This is a genomic window from Sphingobium agrisoli (assembly GCF_041877245.1).
Classification (GTDB): Bacteria; Pseudomonadota; Alphaproteobacteria; order Sphingomonadales; family Sphingomonadaceae; genus Sphingobium.
In genome coordinates this window covers 130,080-149,756 of the sequence record NZ_JBHDJI010000003.1, presented here as the reverse complement: position 1 = coordinate 149,756, position 19,677 = coordinate 130,080, and the positions used below count along the sequence as shown (strand labels likewise).

At 66.0% G+C, this 19,677-nt stretch carries 18 protein-coding genes; 14 read left to right on the top strand and 4 right to left on the bottom strand.

The features are described from left to right. Nucleotides 1-19 precede the first annotated feature (19 nt). On the top strand, nucleotides 20-394 hold the full coding sequence (locus tag ACETPF_RS07200) for a PilZ domain-containing protein (protein ID WP_373933709.1): 375 nt from the start codon (nucleotides 20-22) through the stop codon (nucleotides 392-394). Between the two features lie 138 nt (nucleotides 395-532). Here ACETPF_RS07200 and ACETPF_RS07195 read toward each other — a convergent pair whose 3' ends face one another. Then, nucleotides 533-691 (bottom strand): YdcH family protein, encoded by a 159-nt coding sequence (locus ACETPF_RS07195; RefSeq protein WP_373933708.1) that lies wholly within the window; start codon nucleotides 689-691, stop codon nucleotides 533-535. Between the two features lie 188 nt (nucleotides 692-879). On the opposite strand from ACETPF_RS07195, the gene ACETPF_RS07190 reads away from it, so the two are divergent. From ACETPF_RS07190 to ACETPF_RS07160, 7 genes are all read left to right on the top strand, one after another. After that, nucleotides 880-1,059, top strand: a complete 180-nt coding sequence (locus ACETPF_RS07190) for a DUF465 domain-containing protein (RefSeq protein ID WP_373933965.1) — start codon at nucleotides 880-882, stop codon at nucleotides 1,057-1,059. Nucleotides 1,060-1,178: 119 nt separating this feature from the next. Further along, entirely contained in the window at nucleotides 1,179-1,658 is a 480-nt protein-coding gene (locus tag ACETPF_RS07185; RefSeq protein ID WP_373933706.1) for a DUF1465 family protein, read from the top strand. 64 nt (nucleotides 1,659-1,722) lie between these two features. Next, on the top strand, nucleotides 1,723-3,780 hold the full coding sequence (locus ACETPF_RS07180) for a BamA/TamA family outer membrane protein (RefSeq protein WP_373933705.1): 2,058 nt from the start codon (nucleotides 1,723-1,725) through the stop codon (nucleotides 3,778-3,780). Further along, nucleotides 3,780-7,970, top strand: a complete 4,191-nt coding sequence (locus ACETPF_RS07175) for a translocation/assembly module TamB domain-containing protein (protein WP_373933704.1) — start codon at nucleotides 3,780-3,782, stop codon at nucleotides 7,968-7,970. The genes ACETPF_RS07180 and ACETPF_RS07175 overlap by 1 nt, the downstream gene beginning before the upstream one ends. A gap of 3 nt (nucleotides 7,971-7,973) precedes the next feature. Next, nucleotides 7,974-9,368, top strand: coding sequence for an L-serine ammonia-lyase (locus tag ACETPF_RS07170; protein WP_373933703.1), 1,395 nt, complete (start codon nucleotides 7,974-7,976; stop codon nucleotides 9,366-9,368). Nucleotides 9,369-9,544: 176 nt separating this feature from the next. Next, nucleotides 9,545-10,198, top strand: a complete 654-nt coding sequence (locus tag ACETPF_RS07165; RefSeq protein WP_373933702.1) for an outer membrane protein — start codon at nucleotides 9,545-9,547, stop codon at nucleotides 10,196-10,198. A 91-nt stretch (nucleotides 10,199-10,289) separates the two neighbouring features. Beyond that, nucleotides 10,290-10,703, top strand: coding sequence for an acyl-CoA thioesterase (locus tag ACETPF_RS07160; RefSeq protein ID WP_373933700.1), 414 nt, complete (start codon nucleotides 10,290-10,292; stop codon nucleotides 10,701-10,703). Nucleotide 10,704: 1 nt separating this feature from the next. Here the strand turns inward: ACETPF_RS07160 and ACETPF_RS07155 are convergent, their stop codons facing one another. Further along, nucleotides 10,705-12,099: a protein adenylyltransferase SelO family protein gene (locus tag ACETPF_RS07155; protein WP_373933698.1), complete on the bottom strand. Its 1,395-nt coding sequence runs from the start codon at nucleotides 12,097-12,099 to the stop codon at nucleotides 10,705-10,707. A 37-nt stretch (nucleotides 12,100-12,136) separates the two neighbouring features. On the opposite strand from ACETPF_RS07155, the gene ACETPF_RS07150 reads away from it, so the two are divergent. From ACETPF_RS07150 to ACETPF_RS07125, 6 genes are all read left to right on the top strand, one after another. Then, the gene (locus ACETPF_RS07150; protein WP_373933697.1) at nucleotides 12,137-13,006 is read left to right on the top strand and encodes an alpha/beta fold hydrolase; all 870 of its coding nucleotides are present in this window, start codon (nucleotides 12,137-12,139) and stop codon (nucleotides 13,004-13,006) included. Then, a complete protein-coding gene (locus tag ACETPF_RS07145; RefSeq protein WP_373933695.1) occupies nucleotides 12,999-14,129 on the top strand; it encodes a glycosyltransferase in 1,131 nt (376 codons plus the stop codon). Before ACETPF_RS07150 ends, ACETPF_RS07145 begins: the two co-directional genes overlap by 8 nt. Nucleotides 14,130-14,217: 88 nt before the next feature. Beyond that, nucleotides 14,218-15,621, top strand: coding sequence for an NAD(P)H-dependent flavin oxidoreductase (locus tag ACETPF_RS07140; RefSeq protein ID WP_373933964.1), 1,404 nt, complete (start codon nucleotides 14,218-14,220; stop codon nucleotides 15,619-15,621). Beyond that, complete coding sequence (locus tag ACETPF_RS07135; RefSeq protein ID WP_373933693.1) at nucleotides 15,621-15,836, top strand: DUF2093 domain-containing protein; 216 nt, start codon at nucleotides 15,621-15,623, stop codon at nucleotides 15,834-15,836. Before ACETPF_RS07140 ends, ACETPF_RS07135 begins: the two co-directional genes overlap by 1 nt. Before the next feature lie 505 nt (nucleotides 15,837-16,341). Further along, nucleotides 16,342-16,500, top strand: coding sequence for a hypothetical protein (locus tag ACETPF_RS07130; RefSeq protein ID WP_373933692.1), 159 nt, complete (start codon nucleotides 16,342-16,344; stop codon nucleotides 16,498-16,500). A 209-nt stretch (nucleotides 16,501-16,709) separates the two neighbouring features. After that, nucleotides 16,710-17,123 carry a DUF4279 domain-containing protein gene (locus tag ACETPF_RS07125; protein ID WP_373933691.1) on the top strand — a complete coding sequence of 138 codons (414 nt, stop codon included), beginning with the start codon at nucleotides 16,710-16,712 and terminating at the stop codon, nucleotides 17,121-17,123. Between the two features lie 100 nt (nucleotides 17,124-17,223). Here the strand turns inward: ACETPF_RS07125 and astD are convergent, their stop codons facing one another. Both astD and ACETPF_RS07115 read right to left on the bottom strand, forming a co-directional pair. Continuing rightward, on the bottom strand, nucleotides 17,224-18,633 hold the full coding sequence (astD, locus tag ACETPF_RS07120) for a succinylglutamate-semialdehyde dehydrogenase (protein ID WP_373933689.1): 1,410 nt from the start codon (nucleotides 18,631-18,633) through the stop codon (nucleotides 17,224-17,226). After that, the gene (locus ACETPF_RS07115; protein ID WP_373933687.1) at nucleotides 18,630-19,652 is read right to left on the bottom strand and encodes a 2-oxoadipate dioxygenase/decarboxylase family protein; all 1,023 of its coding nucleotides are present in this window, start codon (nucleotides 19,650-19,652) and stop codon (nucleotides 18,630-18,632) included. Before ACETPF_RS07115 ends, astD begins: the two co-directional genes overlap by 4 nt. Nucleotides 19,653-19,677: the final 25 nt, after the last annotated feature.

The following is a 19,677-nucleotide window of genomic DNA, read 5'->3' as shown; positions in this document are numbered from 1 at the left end:
TATTCACGCGGGTTGGTGCATGGACGATAATCAGGACATATCTGACCGGGGACCGGCGCGCGCCGCGCCGCGTGACAGCCTGTTCCTGCTCACCACGCTGACCACGCCCGACGGCGCGCCGCTGGGCAAGGCGCGGGTGCGTAACCTGTCGGCGACTGGTCTGATGGCCGATTGTGAGCGGCCGGTCCCGGCTGGTGCGCACATCATCTGCGATCTGCGCGGGGTGGGCCAGATCAGCGGCACCGTCGCCTGGTCGCGCGAGGACAAGATCGGCTTGGCTTTCGATGAACCCATCGACCCCCAACTCGCCCGCAAGCCGGTGACCGGCAACGGCCAGCAGCCGGCCATCCCCGACTATCTGCGTTCCGCCCAGCACCGCCTGCCGCGTCGCTGAGCCGCGCTCTCGATATTTTTGTCCTATGAAAAAGCCCCGCTGACCACTGGGTCACCGGGGCTTTCATGTCATATGAAAAGGAGAGGGATCGGGCTGGCGGCGGTCACTGCATGACCGCCGGGCCGATCGGGCGCTGCATCAATGCTGCTGCGCTATCTCCTCCTTGAGCCGCAATTTCTGCTTCTTGAGCGACGCGACGAGGATGTCGTCGGGCATAGGCCGACTCGTCTCCGCCTTAATTCGCGCTTCCAAACCGGCATGCTTTGCCGAAAGAGCTGAAATGTGGCTATTTTCCATGACAATCTCCTTACAGGGGCGATGGATGACCGATTAGATCATGATTCGCCGGGCTTGTCTCGCCCCCTGGATCGCTTTGCGATGGGCCGCTTGGAAATTTGCGATGGCCCGCATCGGCCTGCCTCGCTATCAGGGGCAGTCAGGGTTGGTGACGGGGAATCGAGGGCGCGGTGAGCCGGGAAGACATCATGCGCCGGTTGGAGCATCTGCGCGTAGAGCATCGCGATCTGGACAGTGCGATCGGCGCGCTGGCGGCGGGAGGTGGCGGCGACCAGATGCAGATCGCGCGGCTCAAGAAACGCAAGCTGCGCCTGCGCGACGAGATTGCGATGCTGGAGGACGCGCTGGTCCCCGACATCATCGCCTGAGTATCCTCGCTAGGCCCCGGCATGGTTAACGCCGCGCTAACCGATCCCAAATGGGACAGCCGCTGGAGAGGCGCCGTAACGGGCCTGACAAGATTGCCATAATATGGCAGTCAGGCGGGATGCCAAGCGCAGCCCTTCTTGATCGCGGACTTCACCGCCGGCTGGTCGACGGCCTCTATGTCGAGGCGATGGTTATGGCGGATGAGGCGCGCACCTATTTCGACGGGAGCGCGTCGCTGGACGACGGCATTGCGGACCCGCTGCGGCGCGTTGCCTTCGCCTGCGAATCATTGAAGGTCACGACCCGGCTGATGCACATCATCGCCTGGCTGTTGAGCCAGCGCGCCTGGCAGCGAGGCGAAATTGGCGATGCTGACCTGGCCGACGAGAAATATCGCCTCGGCCGCGCAAGCCCGAGCGACGCTGACTTGGCGGCGACTTTCCCCTTCACCGCCCGCGCGTTGATCGACGCCAGCCAGGAACTGTACGATCGCGTTTCGCGCCTTCAGGACAGGATGGACATGATGATGGGGCAGGGTAGGGTGGAAGAGATCAGCCCCGCTCGCGCGCTGCTCGACCGGCTGAGCCAGGCGTTCTGAAGGGCAGGTCTGCCGGCCGTTTCCGGGCTGGCGCTTGAACGGGAATCTGGTTTAGACCCACGCCATGACCGATGGTTTGCGGTTCCAACGCCGCGTCTCTGGCTGCCCGGATGCCGCCCGCCTTCTGATCGCGTCCCTGCTGGCGACCGCGCCGGTCGCCGTGCGCGCGCAAGAGGCCGCGCCGCCTGGCAATAGCCCTGATGTCGCGCAGCCGCTCGACGCCATGCCCGACATCGGCGTGGATTGGCCCGACATGGCCCAGCCCGACAGCGTCGCTCCACTACCCGACGATCCGGTCGATCCGGCGGCGCAGGCCGTGGACGCCGCCCCCCTTCCGGCCGACCCCGCATCGGCGCAGGAACCAGTCGAGGAAGCTGCAAGCTTCGCCGACACGGGCGAAGAACGCCGCTACAGCGTTCAGCTTAACGGGGTGGACGCCATCGCGGACGCCCAGTTCACGCAGCGCTTCGACGAGCTTTCGGTTCTGCAACAGGGGGAGGGCAAGGCCGCCAACCTCGCCCAGATCAATCGCCGGATGAAAGAGGATGGCGAACTGCTCGACCGGCTGCTGCGGGCCAAGGGCTATTATGCCGCGCGCATCCGCAGCGCCGTGACCGCGCCGCCCGCCGGCAGCGATCGGCTCTCGGTCGCTTTCGACATCGTACCCGGCACCCAATATCTGCTGGCGTCGGTCGATGTGCTGGGGCTGGCCGAAGCGGCCGGGCAGGAGGCGCGGCTGCGCGCCGCCTTCCCGCCCAAGCCCGGCGATCCGGTCGATGCCGACGCGATATTGGCGGGTCGCGATGCGCTGGCGACGAAGCTCGCCGAGAGCGGTTTCCCCTTCGCCCGCGTGGACGAGCCCGAGGTCCGCATCGACCATGAGGAGCGCAAGGGAGACCTGGACCTCATCGTCGCGCCGGGCGGGTTCCGCCGCTTCGGCACGATCCGGATGGACGACACCCGGCTGTTCGGCGCGGACCATGTGCAGGAAATCGCCCGCTTCGATCCGGGCGATACCTATATGGCGTCGGATGTCGAGGATCTGCGCCGCGCGATCGTGGCGACCGGGCTGGTTTCGTCGGTGACGCTCAAGCCCGTGGATGCAGGCGACGGCGAGCATGTCGATCTCGACGTCGCTCTGCGCCCCGCGCCGCTCAGGACGATCGCGGGCGAACTGGGCTATGGCACGGGTGAGGGCTATCGCGCCGAGGTAAGCTGGCAGCATCGCAACCTCTTCCCGCCCGAAGGTTCGGTGACGGTGCGCGGGGTCGTCGGCACGCAGGAGCAGACCGCGTCCTTCACCTATCGTCGCAACAATTTTCATCGGCGCGACAATGTGCTGACGGGGCTCGTGTCCGTCAGCAACATCCGGCGCGACGCCTATGACGCGCGGACCATCACCCTGTCGGGCGGGCTGGAGCGCCAGACCAACATATTGTTCCAGAAGAACTGGGTCTGGCGGGTCGGCGCGGAACTGATCGCATCGGACGAGGCGGATGCTTTTTCCGGCGGCGCGCGGCGCACCTTCTTTATCGGCGCGGTGCCGCTGAGCCTCACCTATGACGGCAGCGACGACCTGCTGAACCCCAGCAAGGGCTTTCGCCTGGGCGGGCGGGTCAGTCCCGAACTGTCGTTTCAGGGGAGCACGTTCGGCTATGCGCGGGTGCAGCTGGACGGCAGCCTGTACCAGCCGGTGGGGGAAAAGGTCGTGGTGGCGGCGCGCGCGCGCTTCGGCACCATCCTGGGATCGACGGTGGACAGGATCGCGCCTTCCCGCCGTTTCTATGCCGGCGGCGGCGCATCGGTGCGCGGCTATGGCTATCAGGCGATCGGCCCGCGTTACGGCCCGGACGACGATCCGGTGGGTGGCAAGAGCCTCGCCGAATTTTCGCTGGAGGGGCGCATCCGCTTCGGCAATTTCGGCGTCGTGCCGTTCGTGGACGCGGGCAATATCTCGACCAGCTTCCTGCCCCGCTTCCGCGACCTGCGCATCGGCGCGGGCATGGGCGTGCGCTACTACAGCAATTTCGGCCCGATCCGTGTCGATGTCGGCACGCCGCTCAATCCGCAGTCGGGTGATCCCAAGATCGCGGTCTATGTCTCGCTGGGGCAGGCCTTTTGATGGCGGAGGAGCCGCTCGCGCCAACCGTGCCGCCGCCGCCCCGCCCGCGCCGCGCCTGGGACGGGCGGTGGCAGCGCTGGCTGCTGGGCGTGCTGCTCGCCCTGCTGGGGATCGTCGTCGGCGCACTGCTATGGCTCGACACGGGGCCGGGGCACCGGTTCCTCGCGTCGCGCATCGCCACGATCAAGTCGTCCTCGGGCCTTCGCATCCATGTCGACCGGATCGAGGGCAGCATCTATCGCAAGGCGGTCCTGCACAATCTGACCCTGTCCGACCCCAAGGGCCTGTTCCTGGACGCGCCCCGTGTGGAGCTGGACTGGTGGCCCTTCGCCTGGTTGTCCAACCGGCTCGACATCGACCGGCTGTCCATCCCGCGCGCGACGCTGCATAAATTGCCCAGCCTCAATCCCACCCGGCGGCAGGGGCCGATCCTGCCCGGCTTCGACATTCGGCTGATGCAGTTTTCGGTCGGCCGCCTGACGATCGCGCGTGGCGTCACGGGGCAGGAGCAGGTCGCGACGATGACGGGCGACGCCGACATTCGCGGCGGCCGGGCGATCATCGACCTGTCGGCGCGCACCGTCGACGGCGGCGACGCGCTAGCCATCGCGCTCGACAGCCGGCCGGACGATGATCGCTTCTCGCTGGACGTCACTGTCAACGCGCCGAAGGGCGGCGTGCTGGCGGCGATGGCGGGCCTCAAGCAAGCGGCCAATCTGCGGATCGGCGGCAAGGGCAGCTGGACGCAGTGGGATGGCCGTCTCTCCGCAACGCTGGACGCCCAGCCGGTCGCGGACTTCGTGCTGGCGGCGCGCAGCGGCGCTTATTCGGCGCGCGGCTCGATCGAGGGCAAGGCGATCGCGGGCAACGGCCTGCTGCGCCGCATGGCCGACCCGCGCCTGGCGGTACGGGCGAACGGAACCCTGATCGACCGCGTCCTCGACGGGCACGTGACGCTGCAATCGGCGGCTTTCGACCTCAGCGCCGATGGCGCGATCGACCTGCGCAACAATGCGCTCGACAATGTGCAACTGGCAGTACGGCTCGCCCGCCCGCAGGCGCTGATCAAAACCATGCGCGGCAGCGATGTGGCGCTCAAAGCCCGGCTGGACGGAGCGTTCGCCTCGCTCGGCTATAATTATCTGCTGACCGCGCGCGACATTGCCTTTGACAAGACGGTGATCCGCGACGTGCGCGCGCAGGGCAAGGGCCGCATTGCCGAGCGCGGGCCGGCGCTGATCCCCATCAGCCTGCGCGCCCGCCGCCTCGACGGACAGGGCGAACTGGTCGAAGGGATCGTCCGCAATTTCCAGATCGACGGCGTGCTTCAGCTAAACGGCCAGCAGATCATCAGCAACCCCATGCCGTTCCGATCGGACAAGCTGCGCGGCCGGCTGGTGATGCTGATCGACCTTGCGAGCGGCCGCTATGATTTCGGCCTCGACGGGCAGTTGAACAACCTCTTCATTCGCAACTTTGGCATTGTCGACATCACGTCGAAGCTGAAGGCCGTGCCGCGCCGCGACGGCGGCTTCGGGCTCAGCGGTGTCGTCGCGGCGAAGGTCCGGCGGCTCGACAATGAATTTCTGCGGACCCTGGGCGGTGGCTTGCCGAATGCCCGCAGCAACATAGAGCTGCTTCCGGACGGCCGGATCGCGCTCACCGGCCTAAAGCTTGATTCGCCACTGCTCATGCTCGCCGGCACAGGCATCCGCAACCCCGATCAGACGTTACATATAGAGGCGAGCGGGCGGCACCAGCGTTACGGGCCGCTGCAACTGACGCTCGACGGGATGATCGAGCGGCCGGAAATCCACCTGTTGCTGCAACGCCCGCTCGACGCGCTCGGCCTGCGCGACGTGCGCGCGCACCTCGTCCCCGATGCGGCAGGCTACAGCTACACCGCGGAGGGCGGATCGACCCTTGGCCCGTTCACCGGGCGCGGCGTCATATTGCTGCCGCCGGGCGGGCAGGCAGTGGTGCGCGTCGCCAATCTTGCCGTTTCGGGCGTAACCGCCAGCGGCGACATCCGCCCGGTCACCGGCGGCCTCGACGGCCAACTCGGCGTCACCGGCCCGGTCAGCGGCTACATCAATTTCAAGCCCGTCAACGCCGTGCAGCAGGTGGAGCTGAAGCTGACGGCCAATGACGCCAGCTTCGATGGCCCGACCGTTATCGCGGTGCGGCGCGGCACGCTCGATGGCATGATCCTGCTCGACCCGGCGGGCACCAGCGTCACCATGACGGCGCAGGCGCGTGGACTGCGCGTAGGCGGCGTGCTGCTCGGCCGTTTCGTCGCCAATGCCGATCTGGTGGACGGCGTCGGCAAGGTGCGCGGGAGCCTGTCGGGCCAGCGCGGACGGCTGTTCGACATCCAGGGCGAGGCGCAGGTGGAGCGCGACCGCATCCGCCTGTCAGCCGGCGGAACGATCGACAAGCGCGCCATCCGCCTCGACCGCGCGGCGCTGTTCACCCGGACGCAGGATGGCTGGCGGCTGTCGCCCGCGACGATCAGCTATGCCGGAGGATCGCTCCAACTTGCGGGCGAACTGGGCGTGGCCACGACCCGGATCGAGGCGCGGATGGAAAAGCTGCCGCTATCGCTGCTCGACATTGCATATGATAATCTGGGGCTGGGCGGCATGGCGACCGGCTCCCTCACCTTCGTCCATCCACGCGGCGGCGGGATGCCCACCGGCAAAGCGGAACTGCGTATCCGGGGCCTGTCCCGCTCCGGCCTGTCCTTGAGTTCGCGTCCCGTCGATGTCGGCGTTAACGCCGTGCTGACGCAGGATCGGCTGGCGACCCGCATGGTTTTCGTCGCCGATGGTCGGACAATCGGCCAGGCGCAGGCGTTGCTCAATCCGCTGGGCCAAAGTGGCGGCCTTGTCGAGCGATTGAACCGCGCGCCCTTCTTCGCGCAGCTGCGCTATAACGGCACCGCCGACACGCTCTGGCGGCTGACAGGCGTGGAGATCGTCGACATCGGCGGCATGGTGGCGGTGTCGGCCAACATGCGCGGCACGCTGGGCCAGCCGGTCATCACCGGCAGCTTGGTCACAGACGCTGCGACGATCAACAGCCCCGTGACCGGAATGCGGTTGCGCGGGGTCAAGGCGCGGGGGCGCTTCTCCGGCGCGCAGCTTGTCATTTCCAGCTTCGCCGCGACCGCGCAAAATGGCGGGGGTGTGACTGGCACTGGCCGCTTCACCTTCAACGGCATCGCCGGGGTGGGCATGGATCTGGCGCTCCAGGCCGACAATGCCGCGCTGCTGGAGCGGGATGATATCGCCGCGACCGTAACCGGCCCGATCTCTCTCAAATCCGATGGCGTTGGCGGTACGATCGGCGGCGACCTGGTCCTCAACCGTAGCCGCTTCACCCTGGGCCGCGCTGCGGCTGTAGCGCAGATCCCGGAGCTCAAGGTGATCGAGATCAACCGGCGCGGCGAGGAGATTGAGCGGCCGCGCACCACCGTGCCGTGGGCGCTCGCGATCAAGGCGCGGGCGCGCAACCGGCTGATCGTCACCGGCCTTGGTCTCGACAGCGAATGGCGCGCCAATCTCGACATCGGCGGCACCGTCACCAATCCGGCCATTGCCGGGCGGGCCGAGCTGGTGCGGGGCGGCTATGAATTTGCCGGCCGCCGCTTCGAGCTGCGCGAAGGCAATATCCAGTTCGATGGCAAGGTGCCCACCAACCCCACGCTCGACATCAGCGCGGAGGCGGATGTGAGCGACCTTAGCGCGGTCATCCATGTCGGCGGCACCGGCCTGAAACCCGACATTACGTTCACCAGCACGCCCGCGCTGCCGCAGGACGAGCTGCTCTCGCGAATCCTGTTCGGCACCTCCATCACCAACCTGTCCGCGCCCGAAGCGTTGCAACTTGCCTCCGCCGTGGGATCGCTCCAGGGCGGCGGCGGGCTGGACCCGATCAACGCGGTGCGCAAGGCGGCGGGGCTCGACCGGCTCCGCATCATCGCCGCCGATCCGACTCAGGGGCAGGGCACGTCGATCGCGGCGGGCAAATATCTGACGCGCAAGACCTATGTCGAACTCATCACCGACGGGCAGGGATACAGCGCCACACGGATCGAATATCAGGTGACGCGCTGGCTGTCGCTGCTGGGCGCGATCTCCACGCTCGGGCGGCAAAGCGCGAACGTGCGCGTGTCGAAGGATTATTGATCCATGACCGGCAGCCGCATCGACGCCGCCACCGCGATCAGCGTGATGGACCTGTTCACCATCGGCATCGGTCCATCGAGCTCGCACACGGTCGGCCCGATGCGCGCAGCATTGATGTTCATGGACTCGCTTGTGGCGAAACCCGTCCGCGTCCAGTGCGAACTGTTCGGTTCGCTGGCGCTGACCGGGCGGGGGCATGCAACCGACAGCGCGATCCTGCTCGGCCTGTCGGGCTACACGCCCGAGGGCGTCGATCTTGACAGCATCCCGGCGATCCTGGCGTCCATCCGCAAGGAAGGCCGCATCCGCTTCGGGAGCGCGCTGGGCGGCCATGTGCTCTTCGAGGAAGAGCGCGACCTTCTGTTCCGCATGGGCGAATTCCTCGAAGCGCACAGCAACGGGATGCGCTTTTCCGCTTGGGGTCAGGATGCGGCAGAGCCGGTGGTGCGCGATTATTATTCCATCGGCGGTGGCGCGGTGCTGGCGGGCGACGTGCCGGTGGGCGACGACACGCCGCTCGGCCACAATGTCGTCCAGCCTTATCCCTTTTCATCCGGCGCTGAAATGCTGCGGCAAGGTGAAGACAGCGGTCTTTCCATCGCTACGCTCGTCCTTCGCAACGAAGGCGCATGGCGCACGCAGGGCGAGACGGAGACCTTCCTCGATGCCGTGATCGATGCGATGTCCGCCTCGATCGACCGGGGACTGGAGCAGGAGGGGCTGCTGCCCGGCGGGCTCAAGGTACGCCGCCGCGCGCGTGCCATCCATCAGCGGCTGCGGCTTCAACAGGATGCGCTCGGCCCGGCGCAGATCTTCGAGTGGGTCAGCCTGTTCGCGCTGGCCGTGAACGAGGAGAATGCGGCGGGCGGCCGGGTCGTCACCGCGCCGACCAACGGCGCGGCGGGCGTCATCCCCGCCGTGCTGCATTATTATCGCCGTTTCGTGCCCGGCGCGGACCGCGACGGGGAGCGCCGCTTCCTGCTTACCGCCGCCGCGATCGGCTTCCTCTACAAGAAGCGCGCCTCCATCTCCGCCGCCGAAATGGGCTGTCAGGGCGAGGTCGGCGTCGCTTGTTCGATGGCCGCCGCCGGGCTCGCCGCGGTGCTGGGCGGCACCAACGGGCAAGTCGAAAATGCTGCCGAAATCGGCATGGAGCATAATCTCGGCCTGACCTGCGATCCGATCGGCGGCCTTGTGCAAATCCCCTGCATCGAACGCAACACGATGGGCGCGGTCAAGGCGATCAACGCCGCCTATCTCGCGCTCCAGGGGGACGGCCGCCACATTGTCAGCCTCGACGCGGTGATCGAAACGATGCGCCAGACCGGCGAGGACATGGCGAGCCGGTACAAGGAAACCTCGCTCGGCGGATTGGCCGTCAACGTGGTTGAATGTTGATTCAGATCAGAACGGTCTGCCGCTTCAAATGACCAAAGATGGGTTCAGCCGAGCCGCAATTGTGGCAATGATGCCACATAATCAGTTGTTTATCTGGCGTTCATGAAACCCGGACGGGGTGCCGTTGCTTTCGTCGTCTCACTCCCGCGGGGGTGATGAACAACGGAGTTACCCAAATGAAAAAGATTCTGGTCGCAAGCCTTCTCGCCGGTGTAACGGTCGCCGCACCCGCCATGGCACAGGACGTCAACCCCACTTTCACCGGCCCCCGCGTCGAGGCGATCCTGGGCTATGACCATGTCGGAGCGGGCAGCGATTTCGACAATGACAATGGTCGCGACGACCAGTCGATCGACGGGCTGCTCTATGGTGTCGGCGTCGGCTATGACGTGAACCTTGGCAGCGCGGTCGTCGGCGTCGAGGGTGAATATACCGACTCCACCGCCAAGAGCGACCGCTTCGATCCCACCGACCAGTTCGGCTTCGGCCGGGTGAGCCAGGGCCGCGACCTTTATGTCGGCGCGCGCGCGGGCATCCTCGCCAACCCGGCGACGCTGGTTTACGTCAAGGGCGGCTATACCAACAGCAAGCTCAATGTGCTGGCGGGTAACACCAACGAGACGACGGACACGTCGTTGAAGCTCGATGGCTGGCGCATCGGTGGCGGCGTGGAGCGCGCGATCAACGCCAATACCTTCGCCAAGGTGGAATATCGCTATTCCAACTATACCGACGGCAAGCTGAATTTCCCCAATGGCGCGACCAGCGAGCGCTTCAACGTCGACACCGACCGGCATCAGGTGGTGGCGAGCGTCGGCTGGCGCTTCTGATCCAACCAACGAAAAGGGGGCCGGAGCGATCCGGCCCTTTTTATTCATGGCGCCCTATCGGCCGCTTTGCAGGACTGCTATTTACACGATTGTGAGTAACGCGATTCCCCATGATTATGCCATTGGCATCGATCCCGCCGACATCGACTTCATGGGTCATGTCAACAATGCCAGCTATTTGAAATGGGTGCAGAATGCCGTTCTCGACCATTGGCGCGCGCTGGCGCCGGCCGAGGCGGTCGCGCAGCATCTCTGGGTCGCGCTCAAGCACGAAATCACCTATCGCAAGCCCACCTTCCTCAACGACGAAGTGATCGCCACCGTCTTTCTGGAAAAGGTGCAGGGCGCGCGCGCTTTCTATGAAACGGTGATCCGCCGCGGCGAGGACGTGCTGGCCGAGGTCAAGTCGAGCTGGTGTTGTGTCGACGCCAGCACGCTCCGCCCGGCACGGCTGGCGCGCGACGTGATCGAGCGTTTCTTTGCCGGGGACTACGGCAAGGACTGAGCTAGGCGGTTTCGAAAGTCCCATGCGCCTCGCCCATGCGGCGGATCGCCGCGACCTTGGCATGGAGGGGAGTCCAGTCGTCGGCCTGGTCGATGGCGCTCCAGATCGCCTCGACCTCCCCGATAGGCATGGAGCAGGGGGCATCATCCGACCAATAGTTATGGTCGCGCGCGCCAGGGATGGTCGCGACGCCGGCGATCGCTTCGCGGAACAGCGCCCAGTCCGCGCCGGCATAGGCGCTCGGGTCGCGCGGCTCACCGCCACGCCAGTCGTGGAAGAAGCGGTCGATCGGCGTCGCTGTCGCGATCATGCCGCGCACCGCCGCCTCGATCATCGGTGCGGGATCGCCGCCTGTCACGACGCCCAGCCGCCAGCAGAAGCGGCGCTGCATCGCCTCTGCATAGAGGGCGGGAAAGCGTTCGAGCTGCTCGACCAGCGGCGGGGCTTGCGTCAACGGCCGCAGCGACACCGCAAGCTGCGCCACGTCCCAATGGATCGCCTCCGCCTGCCGCCCAAAGGCGTAGAGGCCCGAATGGTCGAAATAGGCGGCGGTGAAGCCCGCGTCCCAGAGCGGGGTGAAGCGCCAAGGACCATAGTCGAAGCTCTCGCCCGTCACATTGATATTGTCGCTATTGAGCACGCCATGAACGAAGCCCGCGACCATATAGCTGGCGGCAAGATCGGCGGTGCGCTCGACCACGTGGCCGAGCAGTTGCGCTGGCGGATTGTCGCCGGGCGTATCGCCATAAAGGTGCGTCAGCGCATAATCCGTGAGCCGCTCCAGCAGCGCCGTGTCGTTATGGAAGGCGGCGCGCTGGAAGCTGCCGATGCGGATGTGCGAATGGCTGAGCCGCACCAGCACCGATCCGCGTGTGGGGGACGGCTCGTCGTTGCGCTCCAGCGCCTCGCCGGTTTCGATCAGGGAGAAAGTCCTGGACGTGTTGACGCCGAGCGCTTCGAGCATCTCGGTCGCCAATATCTCGCGCACGCCGCCCTTGAGCGTCAGTCGCCCGTCGCCAAAACGGCTATAGGGCGTCTGGCCCGACCCCTTTGTGCCAAGGTCCATCAGCCGGTCGCGATCGTCCCGCAGTTGCGCGAACAGGAAGCCGCGCCCGTCGCCGATATCGGGATTGTAATGGCGGAACTGATGGCCGTGATAACGCAGCGCCAGCGGCTGCGGCAGGCTGCCCTCCAGCGTCGCGAAGCGGCCGAAATGGGCGATCCATTCGTCATCACCGATCGCGTCCAGCCCTACGGTCGTCGCTGCGCGGTCGTTGCGGAAGCGCAGGATCGTCTGCGGGAAATCCGCCGCCGCGACCGGGGCGGCGATGTCGGGCATCAGCGCGTCGATTTGAGTGGCGGGACGATATTTGGCGGCTTGCGGGGGCTGGCTCATGCGGCGATATGGGGGTGGGGCAGCCGAAGGATCAAGCTTGAGCGGCTATAAGGACGGATATTGGTGGTCACCCGATGGGCTGCGGCTCCATTATCGGGACTATGCCGGCGGCGGCGACGGTCGGCCGCCCTTGCTGTGCCTGCCGGGGCTGACGCGCAACGCGCGCGATTTCGAGCCGCTCGCCGGGCGGTTGGCGGGGCAATGGCGGCTGATCTGCCCCGACATGCGTGGCCGGGCCGAAAGCGCCTATGCCAAGGACGCGATGACCTATGTCCCGCTCACCTATTTGCAGGACATAAGCCGGTTGCTGGCGGACCTTGCCGTCATCCGCTTCGTCGCGATCGGCACGTCGCTTGGCGGCATCATCACCATGTTGATCGCCGCCACCCACCGGGAATGGCTCGCAGGCGCGGTGCTCAACGATGTGGGGCCGGAACTGGACAAGGCGGGGCTCGATCGTATCCGCGCCTATGTCGGCGTCGGCCAGTCGCACCCCACCTGGGTCCATGCCGCCCGCGCGCTGGCGGAGGCCAATGGCGACGTCTATCCCGGCTATGATCTGGAACGCTGGCTGGCGATGGCGAAGCGCCTCTATCGCCTCAATAGCGGCGGGCGCATCGTGCTCGATTACGACATGAAGATCGCCGAGCCGATCCGCGCCATGGGCAGCGAGACCGGAGTCGACATGTGGCCGGTGATGCCCGCCTTTCGCGATATTCCCACGCTGCTGCTGCGCGGCGCGCGGTCTGACCTGCTGAGCCAAGCCAATGCGGCGCGGATGGCGCGCGAGATCGGCGACAGCGCCGAGCTGGTGACGGTATCGGGCGTCGGCCATGCGCCCGTCCTCGACGAGCCGGAGAGCATCGCGGCGATCGACCAGCTGCTCGCCCGCGTGCTGCATGGCTGAGCCGCCCCATATCCTCCACGTCCATGGCAGCTTCTCGCTCGGCGGCAAGGAAGCCCGAGCCGTGCGCCTGATGAACATCTGGGGCGACAAGGCGCGGCACAGCATCATGAGCGCCGACCGCCAAGCGATGGGCGCGCGCGACGCGATAGACCCTTCGGTCGATGTCGAGTTCCCCGACGGCCCGTCCTTCGCGGGCAAGCCGGGGCCGGCCCGCTACCGGGAGATTCGCGCGTTTCTCAAGCGCTTCGACCTTGTCCTCACCTATAACTGGGGGTCGATGGACGCGGTGATGGCGCATCGGCTGGCAGGGCGGGGCGCGGCAATGCCGCCGCTGATCCATCATGAGGACGGGTTCAACGCTGACGAGGCAAACGGCCTCAAGACCAAGCGCAACCTGTTCCGCCGCCTGGCGCTGAAAAGCGCCCACGCGCTGGTCGTGCCTTCGGTGCGGCTGGAGGGGATCGCGCGGCAGGTTTGGAAACAACCGGCGGACAAGGTGCATCTGATCCGCAACGGCATCGACGTCGCCCGCTACGAACAACCGCCCGCGTCCGATGCCATCCCTGGCCTCGTCCGATCGCCGGGCAAGATGCTGGTCGGGACGCTCGCCGGGCTGCGCCCTGTCAAGAATATCCCGCGCCTGGTCCGTGCCGTGGCAGCGCACAAGCACCGGCTGCAACTGGTGGTGGTAGGCGAGGGGCCGGAGCGTGACGCGATCCTGGCCGAGGCCGCCGCGCACGGTATGGACGATCTGCACATGGCGGGCTTCATGGACCGGCCGTGGCGCTTCGTCGGGCTGTTCGACATCTTCGCTTTGTCGTCCGACAGCGAGCAATTCCCGATCTCGCTGGTGGAGGCGATGGCGGCGGGCGTGCCGGCGGCGTCGATGGACGTAGGCGACGTCGCCAACATGGTCGCGCCGGAGAACCGGCCCTTCGTCGTCGACGATGAAGCGGCGCTGGCGCAGGCGCTCGGCACGCTGGCGGCTGACGCCGATCTGCGCGCCCGCCTCGGCGCGGCGAACCGCGCGCGGGCGCAGCGCGACTATGCCGAAGATGCGATGGTGAACGCCTATGCCGTGCTTTATGGCGGGGCTCTGGCACGTCCCCATATTTTACGCTAGGGGCCGCGAAGTTCGTCATACACGGCAATTGCTGCTATAGGGTCGATTTTACCCGGTCCGATGACCGGATGAACATGTGGAGATGTCGTTGTTCAAGGGGTTGAAGCCCATCGTCTATGGTGGCCGCGAAGTGTGGCCGATCGTCGAGGGCGGAAAGGGCGTCGCCGTGTCCAACCATGCCAGTTCCGGCGCCTGGGCGGCTGCCGGCGGCATCGGCACGGTTTCGGCGGTAAACGCCGACAGCTATGACAGTTTTGGCAACGTGATCCCGCAAATCTATCATGGCCGCACCCGCCGCGACCGGCACGAGGAACTGGTGGCCTACGCCATCGACGGGGCCGTCGAGCAGGTGAAGCGCGCCTTCGAGATCGCGGGCGGCAAGGGCGCGATCAACATCAACGTTCTGTGGGAAATGGGCGGGGCGCAGCGGGTGCTGCACGGCGTCCTGGAAAAGACGCGCGGCATGGTGGCCGGCGTCACCTGTGGCGCGGGGATGCCCTATAAGCTCAGCGAAATCGCCGCGTCCTACGGTGTCAACTATCTGCCGATCGTGTCATCGGGCCGCGCTTTCCGCGCTCTGTGGAAACGTGCCTATTCCAAGGCGTCGGAATGGCTGGCGGCGGTGGTCTATGAAGACCCGTGGCTGGCCGGCGGCCATAATGGCCTGTCCAACGCGGAAGACCCCAAAGCGCCGCAAGACCCCTATCCCCGCGTCCGCGACCTGCGCGCGACCATGCGGGAGGGCGGCATATCGGACGATGTGCCGATCGTGATGGCGGGCGGGGTGTGGCACCTAAAAGACTGGAACGACTGGATCGACAACCCGGAACTGGGCGCGATCATGTTCCAGTTCGGCACCCGTCCCCTGCTGACGCAGGAAAGCCCGATCCCGCCGCTCTGGAAGGAGCGGCTGATGCAGCTGGAGCCGGGCGACGTGCTGCTGCATCGCTTTTCGCCCACCGGCTTCTACAGCTCGGCGGTCCGCAACCCCTTCCTGCGCGAGTTGGAGGCGCGGTCCGAACGGCAGATTCCGTTCAGCACCGAGCAGGCGGGCGATCATACGCACCAGCTCGACGCGGGGGTGAAGGGCAAGAATTTCTGGGTGACGCGCGGCGACCTTCAGCGCGCGCGGGAATGGGTGGGGCAGGGGTTCGTCTCCGCGCTCAAGACGCCCGACAATACGTTGGTGTTCGTCGGGGTCGAGGAACGCGACGAGATCCGCAAGGATCAGACCGACTGCATGGGTTGCCTGTCCCAATGCGCTTTTTCCAGTTGGATGGACAGCGAGACCAACTCGACCGGCCGGCTCGCCGATCCGCGCAGCTTCTGCATCCAGAAATCCCTGCAACAGGCGGTGCATGGCGGTGATCTGGACAAGAACCTGCTCTTCGCCGGCCATGGCGCGTACAAGTTCAAGCAGGACCCCTTCTACTCCAACGGCTTCGTGCCCACGGTCAAGCAGCTGGTCGACCGTATCCTGACGGGCGACTGATGGCAGCGGACATTCAGGGGCTCGCGATCCTTCAATATGGGCCGTCCCATTTCGACGTGGTTCGGCCAGGCAATTTCGTGCTGTGCGCCGTGTCGGGCGAACGGATCGCGATCGACGAACTCACTTATTGGAGCGCGGAGCATCAGGAAGCCTATAGGGGACCGCAGGAGGCGACTCGCGCCTTTCAGCAACGACGAGGGCCCGATTGTCGTTAACGGGCGGCACATAGGCAATGTTAGCGCTCCCAGTACCGCTCTCGTCAATTCAACCCCTGTCAAACATCTGTTCACCGCGTTGATTGAACGCCTCAACTTATGTTTGCTGTTTCTTCTAGGTGAAAATCGGTGTAATGCCTTTCATACAGACCGGCAAAGATCGGCTGAATGGAAGGATGTTCGGCAATGTCGCGTATCGACATTTTTGGTGATCGTATTTGCATCGTCTCCAGCCTGCTGATCGTGGGCTGGTTCCTCTACAGCATCATCACCTGATCCGGCCGTCTGCAGCCCGAACATCGTCCGGCGACGGTCAAGCCGCGCTGCCAGGGCTGCAAGCAAAGCTATTTCGACATTCTCTAGTTGATGGGTAGATATAGTTGCGAGCGCTTCGCTCCGCGGCTTTTGATGGATGTCAGCTTGCTCCGCGTCACCAACGGCTAAAGCGCACGGCGCCGATGCGACCACGCAGGTTTCGTGTTCCTCTCAGAGCAGGAGAAGACACATGACCCGCCCCGCCAGACGTTCTCGCCCCCACCGCCGCGCCGCACCGACAATCGCAGGCGACCATTTGCCCCATTCGTCGTGGACGCGCCGCGCCGAAGCGAAAGCACCAGCCAACAGCATCACGCCGGACGATTTCTGGGCGAAGCTGGGGTTGTGACGGAGTAGGCTTGCGTGATTTGCGGTGATGGCGCGTGAGCCTGCGCTGACGGCAACCGGAGTTCGTGAGGCGGATGGTCAACTATCGACCATTCTTCGTCGCTCGCTAATGTCATACGCATCCCTGAAACCGGCCGCTCATGCAGATAGCACATCGGACGCTGAGCGACGAAATCTGGCGGAAAGCCACCGCTCATGTTAGGCTGCGATATGGGCGTCTTACACCGATCGGCTGCATCAATAGGCTTCTATGGAGACGATCTCGACCCGACTGAGATAACAGAGCGGCTTGGTGAGCCAACTGTCGCCGTCAAGATGGGCGGCACATTTCAAACGCCCGGCGGCAGGGACAAGATAGCCCACACTGGGTCATGGCGGGTGTCAGCAAAAGATCAGCAACCAGCTGATCTTGATCGACAAATCAATGATCTGTTAGATAGTTTGTCGGATGACATCGTATCATGGCGGATGTTCTCGCAGCGGTTTAGCAGTCGCGTATTTTGCGGCCTGTTTCTTGAAGATAGCAACGAGGGCGTTGCCCTCCGTTCTGAAACTCTCGCTCGTCTTGGTGATCGGGGTTTGTGCCTCGATCTCGATATTTATGGCGCACCAGAGCCAGAGTGAATGGCCGAAGCTGGTGCGATTGTTGCCGAACGATCTTTTAACGCGCTAGGTCAGCTATCGCCGGTCATCTCTCCAAAAGCCGCCATTCCGCCACCCACCCCTATGCCGCCACCCCGCTAACCGGCACCGCCGCCACCCCGTCGGCTTCGAAGCTCGCGATGGGATAGGCGCAATAGTCGGCGGCATAATAGGCGCTGGGCCGGTGGTTGCCCGATGCGCCGAGGCCGCCGAAGGGCATGTTGCCTGCCGCGCCCGTCGTCGGCCGGTTGCGGTTGACGACGCCGGCGCGGCTTTCCTCGACCAAGCGCCGCCAAAGCGCTTCGGCCTGCGAGATCAGGCCGGCGGAAAGGCCGAAGGCGGTGGCGTTGGCGACCGAGATCGCGGCGTCGAAATCGGGCACGCGGATGACCGACAGCACCGGCGCGAAAATCTCCGCGTCGGGCGCATTCACCCCGGTCAGGTCGAGAAGGGCAGGGGCGACGAAGGCGGCGCTGCGGCCCTCCACGCCTGTAAACGGGCGGATCACCCGCGCGCCGCGCGCGATGAGGTCGCTGACGGCGCGGTGCGCGCCGGCCGCCGCCTGGTCCGACACCAACGGCCCCATGAACGCCGCGCCCGGCTCGTTCCAAGCGGCGATCGGCAGGCGACCGGCCAGGGCGGCGGTCGCTTCAACGATGGCGTCGCCGACCGCCCCCTCCGGCACGATCAGCCGGCGCGCGCAGGAACAGCGCTGGCCGGTGGTGATGAAGGCCGAATTGACGATGATCGATGCGGCGGCCTCCGGCGAATCCCACGCGATCAGTGGGTTGTTGCCGCCCAGCTCCAGCGCCATGATGACATGCGGCCGGTCGACCAGCGCACGCCTCAGCGCCGCGCCCGCGCCCGCCGATCCGGTGAAGAGCAACCCGTCTATATCGCCCGCGACCAGCGCCTCTCCGGTCGCGCGGCCGCCCTGCACGACATGTAATAACCCGTCTGGCAGCCCTGCCGCCGCCCAGGCGTCCGCCATTGCCGCGCCGGTCGCGGGCGCGATCTCGGACGGCTTGAAGACGACGGCATTGCCCGCGATCAGCGCTGGGACGATGTGGCCATTGGGCAGGTGGCCGGGGAAATTATAGGGGCCGAGCACCGCCATCACGCCATGGCCGCGATGGCGAAGCACCGCGCGGCCGAATGGCATGTCGGCGGCGCGCTCGCCCGTGCGCTCGGCATGGGCCTGGATCGATACCTCGACCTTGGCGATCATCGACCCCACTTCGGCGTCGCTTTCCCACAGCAGCTTGCCGGTCTCGCGGGAAATCAACTCCGCCAGTGCCGCACGCCGCTCGCCCAGCACGGCGGAGTAGCGGCGCGCGACGGCGATCCGTTCCTCGACCGGCAGCGCCCGCCAGCCGGGCAGGGCCGCGCGGGCGGCGGCGATGGCGGCGTTGCAGGCGGCGGCGTCGGCTTGCCGCCCTTCCCACACCAGTTCGCGCGAGGCGGGATCGAAGGATTGCAGCATCGCGGTCATCCCTTCGCCTGTGCGCTGGTCATCGCGAAGATGCCGGTTGCGTTGCCGGTATCGAAGGCAAGGTCGAGCCGACCCGTCTCGGGGTCGATATCGCGGCTGATGAATTCGTAGAAGGAGCCGGGCACCTGCCGCGCATCCCCGCCGGCGAAGGCGCGTTCGACGCTGTCGGCGCGGAAAGCGGTCTGGCGCACGCGACCGCTGGCGGAGATTTCCAGCCGCTCCTTCATCGGCCGGCCTTCGTCCTTCAGCCGATCGGCAAGCGCGGCCACATCCGCCACCCGGTCGGTCGCATGGTTGAAGGCATTGCCCTCGGTCGCGATCCAGGCGGCTTCGTTGGAGCGGGACAGGAGCAACTGATAATCCGCGAAATCGGGCGCGTCATGCTGGCGGTCGAAGGCGGCAAGGATCGCGGGTAGCGACGCCATGGCCTCAGCGAGAGGCGCTTGCCCGTCCGCCGCGAACCGCGCCAGCAGCGCTTCCGCCGCCGCGTCGAGCGGGTCGCGCGAGGAGCCGAACACCCGTTGCGCCGCCTCGGCAAATTCGGGGTCAAAGCGATCGACATGGAGTTCGGACAGGAAGAATTGCGGGATCGCCTCCGGAAAATCGCGGTGGCGATAGGCGCGCCCGGTCATTTTCAGCCGGTCGAGCGGGTAGAGCGCCGCCATCTCATAACCCAATGGCAGAAAGATGCGGGTGAAGGCGTCCTCGCCGCCGGGCAGCGCGCCGGTCGGTCCTTCGGGGAAGCGCACGGTCCGGAGCGCGCCATGGTCGAACACCACCTTGCCGCCGCGCGCCAGCGTATCCGCGACATAGGCCGCCCCGCTCGGCACCCGGCGCAGCAGATCGTCGAACAGCGCCACGTTCATCGCCATCGCGAAGGCGGCGCGCGACACCATAGGCCCTTGATCGACGCGCAGAGCCGGATCGATCACCAGCATGTCGAACGTCGCGCGCGCACGGTCCTCGCCCAGCGCGTGAACGAGCAACGCATTCAAATGTCCCATATTCGCATTCGACATGATAGGCTCCCGATAGAGCCTCCTA